Origin of the sequence: Mesorhizobium sp. CO1-1-7 (assembly GCF_020164885.1) — a bacterium.
Classification (GTDB): Bacteria; Pseudomonadota; Alphaproteobacteria; order Rhizobiales; family Rhizobiaceae; genus Mesorhizobium; species Mesorhizobium australicum.
Genome location: NZ_JAIUHA010000001.1, coordinates 371,732 through 384,248 on the forward strand (window position 1 = coordinate 371,732; position 12,517 = coordinate 384,248).

Annotated in this window: 10 protein-coding genes; 2 read left to right on the top strand and 8 right to left on the bottom strand. The window is 63.1% G+C overall.

The window, feature by feature from the left end:
- Positions 1-16: 16 nt before the first annotated feature.
- Positions 17-829, top strand: coding sequence for an enoyl-ACP reductase FabI (gene fabI / locus LB516_RS01675; RefSeq protein WP_224718796.1), 813 nt, complete (start codon positions 17-19; stop codon positions 827-829).
- A gap of 129 nt (positions 830-958) precedes the next feature.
- A complete protein-coding gene (locus LB516_RS01680; protein WP_015313999.1) occupies positions 959-2,503 on the top strand; it encodes a putative bifunctional diguanylate cyclase/phosphodiesterase in 1,545 nt (514 codons plus the stop codon).
- Between the two features lie 116 nt (positions 2,504-2,619).
- Here the strand turns inward: LB516_RS01680 and LB516_RS01685 are convergent, their stop codons facing one another.
- The 8 genes from LB516_RS01685 to LB516_RS01720 form a co-directional block, all read right to left on the bottom strand.
- Entirely contained in the window at positions 2,620-3,630 is a 1,011-nt protein-coding gene (locus tag LB516_RS01685; RefSeq protein WP_224718797.1) for a class I SAM-dependent methyltransferase, read from the bottom strand.
- Between the two features lie 69 nt (positions 3,631-3,699).
- Entirely contained in the window at positions 3,700-5,847 is a 2,148-nt protein-coding gene (pnp, locus tag LB516_RS01690; RefSeq protein WP_015314001.1) for a polyribonucleotide nucleotidyltransferase, read from the bottom strand.
- A 279-nt stretch (positions 5,848-6,126) separates the two neighbouring features.
- The gene (rpsO, locus tag LB516_RS01695) at positions 6,127-6,396 is read right to left on the bottom strand and encodes a 30S ribosomal protein S15 (RefSeq protein ID WP_015314002.1); all 270 of its coding nucleotides are present in this window, start codon (positions 6,394-6,396) and stop codon (positions 6,127-6,129) included.
- Between the two features lie 181 nt (positions 6,397-6,577).
- Complete coding sequence (gene corA / locus LB516_RS01700) at positions 6,578-7,672, bottom strand: magnesium/cobalt transporter CorA (protein ID WP_140660647.1); 1,095 nt, start codon at positions 7,670-7,672, stop codon at positions 6,578-6,580.
- 52 nt (positions 7,673-7,724) lie between these two features.
- Positions 7,725-8,705 carry a tRNA pseudouridine(55) synthase TruB gene (gene truB, locus LB516_RS01705; RefSeq protein WP_224718798.1) on the bottom strand — a complete coding sequence of 327 codons (981 nt, stop codon included), beginning with the start codon at positions 8,703-8,705 and terminating at the stop codon, positions 7,725-7,727.
- Positions 8,705-9,115 carry a 30S ribosome-binding factor RbfA gene (gene rbfA / locus LB516_RS01710; protein WP_015314005.1) on the bottom strand — a complete coding sequence of 137 codons (411 nt, stop codon included), beginning with the start codon at positions 9,113-9,115 and terminating at the stop codon, positions 8,705-8,707. The genes truB and rbfA overlap by 1 nt, the downstream gene beginning before the upstream one ends.
- A gap of 140 nt (positions 9,116-9,255) precedes the next feature.
- On the bottom strand, positions 9,256-11,832 hold the full coding sequence (gene infB / locus LB516_RS01715) for a translation initiation factor IF-2 (protein ID WP_015314006.1): 2,577 nt from the start codon (positions 11,830-11,832) through the stop codon (positions 9,256-9,258).
- Positions 11,829-12,479, bottom strand: a complete 651-nt coding sequence (locus tag LB516_RS01720; protein WP_224718799.1) for an RNA-binding protein — start codon at positions 12,477-12,479, stop codon at positions 11,829-11,831. Before LB516_RS01720 ends, infB begins: the two co-directional genes overlap by 4 nt.
- Positions 12,480-12,517: the final 38 nt, after the last annotated feature.

The following is a 12,517-nucleotide window of genomic DNA, read 5'->3' on the forward strand; positions in this document are numbered from 1 at the left end:
ATAAGGATTGCCGGCCATGGACGGATTGATGAAGGGCAAGCGCGGGCTTGTCATGGGTGTCGCCAACGATCATTCGATCGCCTGGGGCATTGCCCGGAAATTGTCCGAACAGGGGGCGGAATTGGCCTTCACCTACCAGGGCGAGGCTTTTGGCCGCCGGGTCAAGCCGCTCGCCGACAAGCTCGGCGCTTCGCTGGTCCTTCCCTGCGACGTCGAGGACAGCGCTTCGGTCGCCGCCACGTTCGAGACGCTTGGCAAGGCGTGGGGCGGACTGGACTTCGTCGTCCATGCCATCGGCTTTTCCGACAAGAACGAGTTGAAAGGCCTCTATGCCGATACCAGCCGCGACAATTTCGTCCGCACCATGGTGATCTCCTGCTATTCCTTCACCGAGGTGGCGCGCAATGCCGCGCCCCTGATGACCGCCGGCGGCTCGATGATCACGCTGACCTATGCCGGCTCGGTCCGCGTCATGCCGAACTATAATGTCATGGGCGTCGCCAAGGCCGGCCTGGAGGCCAGCGTGCGCTACCTCGCCAACGACTACGGTCCGCGCGGCATCCGGGTCAACGGCATCTCGGCCGGTCCGGTGCGTACACTGGCCGGCGCCGGCATTTCGGACGCCCGCCACATGTTCTCCTACCAGCAGCGGAACTCGCCGCTGCGCCGGACGGTGACGATCGACGAGGTCGGCGGCTCCGCGCTGTATCTCCTGTCCGACCTTGCTTCCGGCGTCACAGGCGAAATCCACTATGTCGATTCCGGCTACCATATCGTATCGATGCCGACCCTCGACGAGTTGAAGCAGACGGATGGCGGCCGCGACTGACGGCGGCCCCGGTCACGCGGGTCTTTTGCCAGTAAAGAAAATAATCCTCTCCAGTAAAATTGGATTCATTCGCGGAAACTCATTTTAAGAAGGTTTCCGCTATAAAGCTTCCCATCTGGGGACCTTTTCATGCCTGCCGCCATCAACCCGAAGCGAACACCCGTGTTCCGACTGCTCACGATAGCAAGTTCGGGCATTGGCAGTTTCGTCATCGGAATCTGGGGGCTGAAGCACGGTCTCGGCGACGGATTTGCCGGCATTTCGGCTGATATGATGGTGTCGATCATGGCCGCGCTTTGTGCGCTGGCCGCATCGGTGGCGGCAATGTCCTTCTTTGCTGGTGTCGATGAATCAGCGGATTTCGTCTTCAACGAAACCCATTTCGACAAGCTGACCGGACTGCTGGCCCGCCCGGCGATGGTCGGCAAGATCGCCGAGGCGGCATGCGCGACAAGCCGCACCGGGGAACCGATGTTCCTGATCGACATCGACATCGACCGGTTCAAGCAGATCAACGATGCAATCGGCTACACTCACGGTGACGAACTGATCCGCGCCTTCACCAAGCGGCTGCGCGACTGCGTGCCGGCGCGCGCACTGATCGGGCGGATCGGGGCCGGCGAGTTCGCGGTGCTGCTTCCCGATCACCAGATCCAGGGGACCCTGGAAAGCATGGTCGAGAGGCTCATCGACGAGATGATGGAGCCGTATGAACTCAGCACCCACCAGCAATCGGTGAGCCTGTCGGTGGGCATCGTGGCGATGCCCAAGGATGGGATCGATCCGGTCCTCATCCTGCGCCGTTCCAACCTGGCGCTGCAGAATGCGCGCGCCAGCGGGGTTGGCAACTGGTCGGTCTTCAACAGCGATATGGGGCGGGTGGCCGACCATCGCCAATGGGTCGAGTCCGAACTGCACAATGCGTTCGAGCGCGGCGATTTCGACCTGCATTATCAGCCGCAGCTCGACCTTCCGACAGGCCGCATCGTCGGCTACGAGGCGTTGATCCGGTGGCAGCATCCCGAACGCGGCATGATCCCTCCGATGGAGTTTATCCAGATCGCCGAGGAGACCGGCATGATCAATCCGATCGGCGAATGGGTGCTGCGCAAGGCCTGCAGCGATGCCCGCCATCTGCCGGACGACTGTTTCGTCGCCGTCAACATCTCGCCGGTCCAGTTCATGACCAAGGATTTCGTCGGGCTTGTGCGCGACACGATGCGGAGCACCGGCATCAAGCCGTCACGGCTGGAACTGGAAGTCACCGAGACGGCGATGATGCAGGACCGCGACCGCGCGGCCGCCATCCTGAAAGAACTCGCCGAGATGGGGATCTCGGTCGCTGTCGATGATTTCGGCACCGGCTATTCCAACCTCAGTTATCTGATCGACTTCTCGTTCGGCAAGCTGAAGATCGACCGCTCCTTCGTCAGCCGCATCGATACCGATGCGAGCTCCGGCGCGGTCGTGTCGACCATTGTCGGGCTTTCCCGGGCGCTTGGCGTCAGCATCATTGCCGAGGGCGTCGAGACCGAGAACCAGGCGACACTGCTGCGGGCAGCTGGTTGCGAAGTGGTGCAGGGCTATCTGTTCGGCCGGCCGGCGCCGCTCAAATTCAGCGCTGGTGACAGGCACGCCACCGACGAAGTCCGGCGCGTCGCCAATCTACACTGACCTACAACATGTCGCGGCAATAGGATTCGCCCGACCTGCTGTAAGCTTCCGATTTATGGATGGCGTTGTCCCCGAACCGATGACACTTCCGGGCGACACGCATTAAATGCATCGCGTCAGCGCCGTGCGACAAACACCTTGAACATGCCGTCGCGGGCAAGCTCGGAGTGGCTGGCAAAGGCGGCCGACAGCACCGGCTCGTAGGGAAGCTGGCGGTTGGCGACCATGAACAGGCGCCCACCGGGCTTCAAGGCCTTGGCCGCGGCGCGGATCATGCCGACGCCGATCTCGGGCTCGGCCGCACGGCTGCGGTGGAAGGGTGGGTTCATTGCGATGACGTCGTAGCGGCGCTCGACAGGCTCGGCCAGCAGATCCGTCCAGAAGAAGCCCTGCGCCACGGTGTTGGCAAGGTTGCCCCTGGCGGCCTCCAGCGCATCGAAATCGGCTTCGTAAAGATCGAGGGCCGACAAGCCCGGACAGCGGGCAGCCATCTCGGCCGCCACATAACCCCAGCCGGCGCAGAAATCGGCCGCGGTGCCACGCAAATCACCGGGCAGATTGTCGACCAGCAGTTTCGAACCGGCATCGACGCGGTCGAAGGAGAACATGCCGGGTGCGGTGCGGAACCGGTCCTCAACAAGCAAGGCGGGATTGGCGGCGCGAAGCGCGGCGGCGGCTTGCACATCAACCGGACGACGCAGCCAGAAGGCAATGCCGTGATATTTTGGCATGTGGCTATCAAGGAGAACAAGATCGCCGACGCGCTTACGCAGGCTTGCGATGCCATCCTCCTTGCCACCGGCAATGACGATCAATCCGCCCTCCGCCACCCGCTCGAGAGCCTCGGCGATGCGCAGTTCGTTTTCGCCGCGATGGCGGCCGGCGAGCACAAGCACGGCATCAAAATCCTCACCGGCCGATCGCGGCGTGACCGTGAAGCCAGCCGCCTGCAAAGCGCGGAAATACGGGCGAAAGCCCTGTACGAGATGCAGCGTAGCCTCGAAGGCCTGTGGCAAGCGCAGGCCGGGTTCGGCGCCAAGGAAGAGAATGCGCTCGTCCCTGCCCGGCGGGGAAAGAGCCTCGGCCTCGAATGGATGAAAAAGCGTCTTCAACGCTTCAGCGGACATGGCCGTGCTCCATAAACAAAAGCGGGCGCGACATAAGCCGCGCCCGCTTCGATTTTTCCGTCAGAGGCCTCAGGCGGCGTTTTCTTCGCCTTCGGTCTTCTTGTCGCGGGCGATTTCCTTGCCGGTGGCCTGGTCGACGACCTTCATCGACAGGCGGACCTTGCCGCGCTCGTCGAAGCCCATCAGCTTGACCCAGACCTTGTCGCCTTCCTTGACGACGTCCGAGGTCTTGGCGACCCGGTCGTTGGCAAGCTGCGAGATGTGGACGAGGCCGTCACGCGGACCGAAGAAGTTGACGAAGGCGCCGAAGTCGGCGGTCTTGACGACCGTGCCTTCGTAGATCTCGCCGACTTCCGGCTCGGCGACGATGGTGTGGATCCACTTCTTCGCCGCCTCGATCTCCTTGGCGTTCGACGAAGCGATCTTGACCGTGCCGTCGTCCTCGATGTTGATCTTGGCGCCGGTCTTCTCGACGATCTCGCGGATGACCTTGCCGCCCGAACCGATGACGTCGCGGATCTTGTCGGTCGGGATGTGCATGACCTCGATGCGCGGCGCGAACTCGCCGAGTTCAGGGCGGGCGCCGGTCAGGGCATGGGACATCTCGCCGAGGATATGCAGGCGACCGTCCTTGGCCTGGCCAAGGGCGATCTTCATGATCTCCTCGGTGATGCCGTCGATCTTGATGTCCATCTGCAGCGAGGTGATGCCGCCTTCGGTGCCGGCAACCTTGAAGTCCATGTCGCCGAGGTGATCCTCGTCGCCCAAGATGTCGGAGAGCACGGCGAAGCGCTCGCCTTCCTTGATCAGGCCCATGGCGATACCGGCCACCGGCTTGGCCAGCGGCACGCCGGCATCCATCAGCGCCAGCGAGGTGCCGCAGACGGTAGCCATCGAGGACGAGCCGTTGGACTCGGTGATCTCCGAGACGACGCGCAGCGTGTAGGGGAACTGGTCGGCGGAGGGCAGCATCGGACGGATGGCGCGCCAGGCGAGCTTGCCATGGCCGATTTCGCGGCGGCCCGGCGAACCCATGCGGCCGGTCTCACCGACGGAGTAGGGAGGGAAGTTGTAGTGAAGGAGGAATTTCTCCTTGTACATGCCGGTCAGGGAATCGACGTACTGCTCATCCTCGCCGGTGCCGAGCGTGGCAACCACGAGCGCCTGGGTCTCGCCGCGGGTGAACAGCGCCGAACCATGGGTGCGCGGCAGGACGCCGACTTCGGAGACGATCTTGCGAACCGTGCTCAAGTCGCGGCCATCGATGCGCGCGCCGGTGTCGAGGATGTTCCAGCGAACGACCTTCGCCTGCAATTCCTTGAATACCGAGCCGATCTGTTCGGAGGTGTACTTTGCGTCCTCGCCTTCAGCCGGGGCAAACGCGGCCTTGACCTTCGCCTTGACGGCGTCGACGGCGGCGTAGCGCTTCTGCTTGTCGACGTTCTTGTAGGCATTGCTGAGCTCGTCGCCGACGATCTTCAGCATCTCGGCCTCAAGCGCGGAATAATCCGGCGCGGTGAAGTCGCGCGGCTCCTTGGCGGCAACTTCCGCCAGCTTGATGATGGCGTCGATGACCGGCTGGAAACCCTTGTGGCCGAACATGACAGCGCCGAGCATCAGCTCTTCGCCGAGTTCCTTGGCTTCCGACTCGACCATCAGCACGGCATCGGTGGTGCCGGCGACGATGAGGTCGAGCTTGGACTCCTGCATCTCGTCGACATGCGGGTTCAGCACATATTCGCCATTGATGTAGCCGACGCGCGCGCCGCCGATCGGGCCCATGAAGGGAACGCCCGACAGGGTCAGGGCCGCCGAGGTGGCGACGATCGACAGGATGTCCGGGTCATTTTCGAGATCGTGCTGGACGACGGTGACGACGATCTGCGTGTCGTTCTTGTAGCCGGCGGCGAAGAGCGGGCGGATCGGGCGGTCGATGAGACGGGAAACCAGCGTTTCCTTCTCGCTCGGACGGCCTTCGCGCTTGAAATAGCCGCCCGGGATCTTGCCGGCGGCATAGGTCTTTTCCTGGTAATTGACGGTCAGCGGAAAGAAGTCGAGACCGGGCTTGGGCTCCTTCATCGAAACGACGGTGGCGAGAACCTTGGTCTCGCCGTAGGTGGCGAGCACCGCGCCGTCGGCCTGGCGCGCGATCTTGCCGGTCTCCAGGATGAGCGGACGACCGCCCCATTCGATTTCCACTTTGTGGTGATTGAACATGTCTTGTCCTTAATAAGCGGAAAGGGCCGCGCCGTTTCACGGTGCGCGGATGCCCTTTGCCTGGCTTCCTTTCTCGGGCAGCCACGGGCAAGACAACGGGAAGCTCGGGTGATTTAGGCGCGACAAGCGCGCGCGAGCGTCCTGCAATCCTGCCCCATGACCGTCCATGGGCGGTTTCGAACGGCCCTTTGCACGCTCGAAACCGGGTCTGGCCAGCCTGTGCGACTGGCAGAATGCGCGACCGGCGGGCTCTCCGAAGAAAGCCCGCCGGTCAATTCGTCAACGGCGCAGACCGAGCTTCTCGATCAGTGTCTGATAGCGCGAGTCGTCCTTGCGCTTGAGATAATCAAGCAGGCTGCGGCGCTGGGACACGAGAGCGAGCAGACCACGGCGGGAATGGTTATCCTTCTTGTGGTCCTTGAAATGGTCGGTCAGGTTCTTGATGCGCTCGGAAAGGATGGCCACCTGGACTTCCGGAGACCCGGTATCGCCCTTGGCGGTTGCGAATTCACCCATCAATTCCTGTTTGCGCTCGGCAGTAATCGACATCGTGTTTTTCCTTATCTGTTTGAGGAAACGGGTCGCCCACAGCCGGGATGTCGTCCAGCAGGGGCCGTGCATGCAAAGCGTCAAGGCGCTATGCTGCGGCGCATATAGTGCAATTCCCAGAAAAACACCAGCCCAATTCACAAGCCGGCTTTTGAGGCTCAAATGACAGGTTTAAACCCGGTCAAAGCCATTTCTTCCATTTGAAGAATGCAATCAGCCCGACAGCGACGGCAGCCATGAACAGCAGAGACAAGGGATAGCCGTAGTACGCCTTCAGCTCCGGCATATTCCATGGCGAGCTGGCGGGGTCGAAGTTCATGCCCCAGATGCCGACCAGGAAGGTGAGCGGCATGAAGATGACCGAAACGATGGTGAGATAGGAGATGACGTCGTTGGTGCGGGCCTGGCTCAGCGACAGATGCATTTCGATCAGGCCGGTCAGCATGTCGCGCTGGGTCTCGACCAGCTCGATCAGCCTGAGCGAATGGTCGAGCGTATCGTTGAGGAAGACCTTGGTCTCGGCTGTGACATAGGCCACGTCGTTGCGGATCAGCGTTGCCAGCGCATCGCGCATGGGCCACAGCACGCCTTTCAAAACATTGGCATCGCGCCGCAATTCGTGCAGCTGCCGCATCTGGTGCTTGTGCGTCGAATGCAGCATCTGGTCCTCAATGCTGTCGACCAGGTCGCCGGCAGCCTCGATCGGCGGAAAATAGCTGTCGACGATGGCGTCGATCAGCGCATAGGCGAGATAGTCGGCGCCGCGCGTGCGCAACCGGTTGGGGGCCGAACTCTCGATGCGCTTGCGCACCGGATCGAACGGATCGCCCTCGCGCTCCTGGAAGGTGACGACGAAGTTCTCGCCGAGGAAGAGAGCGATCTGCTCATAGCGATGCGACGTGACATCGTCGATCATGCGCATGACGACGAAGGCGTGATCCTCGAAGAAGTCGACTTTCGGCCGCTGGCCGGTGTTGACGACATCCTCCAGCGCCAGCGGATGCAGGCTGAAGATGCGGCCGATCTCCTCGATCAATTGGATGTTGGCAAGGCCGGTGCAGTCGAGCCAGATGACCGGCCATTTCCGGCAACTGACCTCGACGTCGTCGATGCTGGCGTTCTCGATGGTCTTGAACTTCTGCGGCGAGATCAAGGTCAGCCGCAGTTCGGAGCGCCGCGCCGCCGGATCGGCGATCAGCGTGCCGGGCGAGGCGCCAACCGGAGGCCGTCTCGTCTTCACCGGCGCCCTTTTTTTCACCACCTCGGCCTTTGCCATGCCACCACCCGTCGAACCTGCTTGTCCTATACCGTCATGGCGATCAGACCGGTCACCCGGCAAAGACCCGCTTGGGCTTGAACATGCCTTGCTCGATAGCGCCAATGGCGACGAGCTTGCCGCGCGCCGTCGCACAGGCTTCCTCCGCCTCCACCGGGGCGTCACGGCCACGAATGATGACTGGATTGCCGAGGCGGATCTTTGTCGCGGCATCGTCGCTGATCGCGATCTGCGGCAGGCAGTCGAGCGCCGCCGAGGTGTCGACGAGAAGCCCGTCGATGGCGCCGAAATCTATAGGCATCTCCACTACGTCCGCGGCATCTGCCTCCGGATCCGGTTTATCGTCACCTTGCGCGCCGAAGCGCGCGGCCTCGAGTTCGGCGATGGTGACGAAGTCCTCTGGCGTAAACGGCTCGACCTCGACCCGGCGCAGTTCGCTGATATGGCCGAAGCAGCCGAGGTCGCGGCCCATGTCGCGGGCCAGCGAACGCACATAGGTGCCCTTGCCGCATTCGACTTCGAAAATCGTCTGGTCCGGCTTGTGCTCGACAATGTCGAGCCGGCCGATCTCGATCTCGCGTGGCGGTATGTCGACCGTCCCGCCTTCGCGGGCAAGGTCGTAGGCGCGCTCACCCGCAATCTTGATCGCGGAAAATTGCGGTGGCGTCTGCATGATGACGCCGGTGTATTTCGGCAGCAGCACCCGGACATCGGCTTCCGATGGACGCTGATCGGCCTCTTTCGTCACCGGACCTTCGAGGTCATCGGTCGACCGCTCCTGTCCCCAGGCAACGGTGAAACGGTAAATCTTGGCGCCGTCCTGCACGTAGGGCACGGTCTTGGTGGCCTCGCCGAGCGCGATCGGCAGCATGCCGGAGGCAAGAGGGTCGAGCGTGCCGGCATGGCCGGCCTTTTCGGCCTGGAACAGCCATTTGATCTTGGAGACGGCCTCGGTCGAGCCCATACCGACCGGCTTGTCCAGCACCACCCAGCCGGAGACCGGCCGGCCCTTCTTCTTGCCGCGACGCCCCATTATTCTTCTTCCTTGTTGTCGTCGCTATCCAGGTCGCGTGCCACTTCGGGTGACTTCAGCAGGTCGTTGATCCTGGCGAAATTGTCGAAGGACGTATCCAGCCGGAAACGGAACTCCGGCATGTACTTCATCTGCCGGAGCGCGCCGGAGACGCGGCCGCGCACGAACTTGGCATGCTTGTTCAGCGCTTCGATCACGGCGTCGGTATCCTTTGCGCCGAGCGGAGAAACGAAGGCTGTGGCGATCTTGAGATCCGGCGACATCCGCACTTCCGACACCGAAACCACGGTATTTTCAATCAACGGGTCGATGATGTCCCCGCGCTGCAGGGTTTCCGAGAGCGCATGGCGCACCTGTTCACCGACGCGCAACATGCGCTGGGATGGGCTTGATGTGGTGGAACGGGGCATTTTTCTCGATCCTGAAAGCGTGAGGCGCGGGATGGGACCGTGCCGCATGTCTCAAATGATTATTCTCAACAGGCTTGTGGTCAACAGGCTTGGGGCGGCGGTCTTTCGACCACCGCCCGATATCGACAAGTCACTCGACCTCAGAGTGTGCGGGTCACCATCTCGACGCGGAAGCACTCGATGACGTCGCCGACGCGCATGTCCTCGTAGTTCTGGAAGGCCATGCCGCACTCCTGGCCGCCCGGGACTTCCGAAACTTCGTCCTTGAAGCGCTTCAGGGTCTTCAGCGTGCCTTCGTGGATGACGACGTTGTCGCGGATCAGGCGTACGCCCGCACCACGCTCGACCTTGCCTTCGGTGACACGGCAGCCGGCGATCTTGCCGACCTTGGTGATGTCGAAGATCTCGAGGATCTCGGCATTGCCGATGAAGGTCTCGCGACGCTCCGGCGAGAGCAGGCCCGACAGAGCCGCCTTCACGTCATCCACGAGGTTGTAGATGATCGAATAATAGCGGATCTCGATGCCCGCGGCCGCGGCCGCGGCACGTGCCTGCACATTGGCGCGAACGTTGAAGCCGATGATCGCCGCGCCAGACGTTTCCGCCAGCGAGACGTCGCTTTCGGTGATGGCGCCGGCGCCGGAATGAACGATGCGCGCACGAACCTCGTCGGTCCCAAGCTTGTCGAGCGCGGCATTGATCGCCTCGATCGAACCCTGCACGTCGCCCTTGATGACCAGCGGGAATTCCTTCAGCCCGCTCGTCTGCAACTGCGACATCATCTGTTCGAGCGAGCCGCGCTGGCCGGCATGCCTGGCCACCGCCTTCTCGCGCGCCAGACGCTGGCGATATTCGGTGATCTCGCGGGCACGGGCCTCGTTGTTGACCACGGCGAAGCGGTCGCCGGCCTGCGGCGTTCCCTGAAGGCCGAGCACCTCGACCGGCATCGCCGGCGGTGCTTCCTTGATCTGCTCGCCGCGATCGTTGACCAGAGCGCGCACGCGGCCCCATTCATTGCCGGCGACGAGGATGTCGCCCGGCATCAGGGTGCCGGTCTGCACCAGAACGGTGGCGACGGGACCACGGCCCTTGTCGAGCTGCGCCTCGATGACGACGCCCTCGGCGGTACGGTCGGGGTTGGCCTTGAGGTCGAGGATTTCGGCCTGCAGCAGGATCGCCTCGAGCAACTTGTCGAGATTGGTGCCCTTGGTCGCCGAAACTTCGACGTCCAGCACTTCACCGCCCATGGATTCGACGAAGACCTCATGCCGCAACAGTTCGGAACGCACCTTCTGCGGATCGGCGTCATGCTTGTCGATCTTGTTGATCGCCACGATGATCGGAACGCCGGCCGCCTTGGCATGGCTGATCGATTCGATCGTCTGCGGCATGACACTGTCGTCGGCCGCGACCACCAGGATGGCAATGTCGGTGGCCTGGGCGCCACGGGCGCGCATCGCCGTAAAGGCGGCGTGGCCGGGCGTGTCGATGAAGGTGATCTTCTGACCGTTCTTCTCGACCTGATAGGCGCCGATATGCTGGGTGATGCCGCCGGCCTCGCCGGAAACGACATTGGCATTGCGGATCGCATCGAGCAGCGAGGTCTTGCCGTGGTCGACGTGGCCCATGATGGTCACGACCGGCGGACGCGACACCAGGTCCTCGGCATTGTCGGCGATGTTGAACAGGCCTTCCTCGATGTCGGACTCGGCAACGCGGCGGACCGTATGACCGAATTCGGTGGCGACCAGCTCGGCCGTGTCGGCGTCGATGACGTCGCCTGGCTTCAGGATCTGGCCCTGCTTCATGAAATACTTGACCAGGTCGACAGCACGCTCCGACATGCGCTGCGCCAGTTCCTGGATGGTGATGGTCTCGGGCAGGATCACTTCGCGCATGACCTTCTCGCGCGGCTCGTTGTGCATCGCGCGCTTGAATTTTTCCTGGCGGCGACGCATCGACGACAGCGAACGAGCCCGGGCATCCTCGTCGGACAGCGCGGAGTTCAGTGTCAGCTTGCCACGGCGGCGGTCTTCCTCGCTCTTGGTGGGCTTTGCCGGGCGCGCCACTTCGGGCGTGACCAGGCGGCGCACCGGTGCGCCGGCGGTCGCCCGCTTCGGCTTGACCTCTTCCTCCTCGTCGGCGGTCGCCAACTCGGCGGCTTGCGGTGCGCGGCGGCGCGCCTCTTCCTCGGCGCGGCGGCGCGATTCGGCCTCGGTCTGCAACCGTGCCTCTTCCTCGGCCTGGCGGCGCGCCGAATCCTCACGTTCGCGCTTGCGGCGCTCTTCGTCCTCGGCGCGGCGCTTGGCGTCCTCGGCGGCCCGCTGACGGTCTTCGACCTCGCGGACCTTCGAGCCCTCGAGCGCCCTGCGGCGCGCTTCCATCTCGCTGCGCGACAATTCGTTCAGCACCATGCCGCTGCGCTCGACCGGAGCCGGCGGCGGAGGTGGCGCCTTGGGCGCTTCCTGGACGACAGGCGCCGCCACGACCGCCGGCTTCGGCGTGAAGACGGGCGCAGGCGGAGCCGCGGCCGGCTCCGGCTTGTCGCCGGGCAGCGAGAACTTGCGCTTCTTGGTCTCGACCACGACCGACTTGGTACGGCCGTGCGAGAAGTTCTGGCGCACGGTGCCCTGTTCCATGCCGGGGCGCTTCAGCGTCAAGGTCTTCTTCGGTGTAACACTCAACGTCTTGTCGTCGCCCGATTTCGTATCGCTCATTCCATATCCTCTGCGGCATCATCTTCGTCAGCAACGGCCGCAAGCATTGCAAGATCGTCCGGGGTACCGCCCCGATATCGGTCGAGCGCAACCATGCGCTTCTGGACCGCCTTACCCGCGTCTCCCGCGAGGACGGCAGCATGTATCACATTTGTACCCCCCAATGCCAAGCTCAACTCGGCCTCGGAGAAAAGTTTGTAAGCAAGGATGGAGGGGCCGCCGATATGGACGGTCGCCCGCCGCGCCTGGCTGATCTTGCGCACGCCATCCTCGGACGCTTCGGTCGCGTGGAGCACGAAAAGCGCCAGTCCGCCGCGCACCGCGCTCTCGACCTTGGTGGCGCCTAGCGAAATCGAGCCTGCCTTGCGGGCAAGACCCAGCATACCGAGGGCGTATCTGGAAAGCAGCCCGTCGACCATGCCGCCGAGATCGGGCGGCACGACCACCTGTGCCTTGAAGGCGCGGGCAAAAAGGTTCTTGGCCGCCGCCTTCTCGATATGTAGGCGGTCCGCACTCACCCAGCAACCACGGCCGGGCAGATTTCTCTTGAGATCGGGAACGATGGCCGAATCCGGGCCGACGACGAACCGGATCAGTTCATCCGGTTCGGCCTGTTTGCGGGTGACGATGCAGGTGCGATCGTTCATCTCGTCCAAGGGCGGGTTGTGTGCGATGCGGTTTCACC

Bases quoted from the DNA above. Each gene is read 5' to 3' on its own strand.
- truB (WP_224718798.1), bottom strand. From the start codon at position 8,705: ATGGGGCGTCGCGGCAAGAAGAAGGGCCGGCCGGTCTCCGGCTGGGTG.
- rbfA (WP_015314005.1), bottom strand. From the start codon at position 9,115: ATGCCCCGTTCCACCACATCAAGCCCATCCCAGCGCATGTTGCGCGTC.
- infB (WP_015314006.1), bottom strand. From the start codon at position 11,832: ATGAGCGATACGAAATCGGGCGACGACAAGACGTTGAGTGTTACACCG.
- pnp (WP_015314001.1), bottom strand. From the start codon at position 5,847: ATGTTCAATCACCACAAAGTGGAAATCGAATGGGGCGGTCGTCCGCTC.
- LB516_RS01720 (WP_224718799.1), bottom strand. From the start codon at position 12,479: ATGAACGATCGCACCTGCATCGTCACCCGCAAACAGGCCGAACCGGAT.
- fabI (WP_224718796.1), top strand. From the start codon at position 17: ATGGACGGATTGATGAAGGGCAAGCGCGGGCTTGTCATGGGTGTCGCC.
- LB516_RS01680 (WP_015313999.1), top strand. From the start codon at position 959: ATGCCTGCCGCCATCAACCCGAAGCGAACACCCGTGTTCCGACTGCTC.
- corA (WP_140660647.1), bottom strand. From the start codon at position 7,672: ATGGCAAAGGCCGAGGTGGTGAAAAAAAGGGCGCCGGTGAAGACGAGA.
- rpsO (WP_015314002.1), bottom strand. From the start codon at position 6,396: ATGTCGATTACTGCCGAGCGCAAACAGGAATTGATGGGTGAATTCGCA.
- LB516_RS01685 (WP_224718797.1), bottom strand. From the start codon at position 3,630: ATGTCCGCTGAAGCGTTGAAGACGCTTTTTCATCCATTCGAGGCCGAG.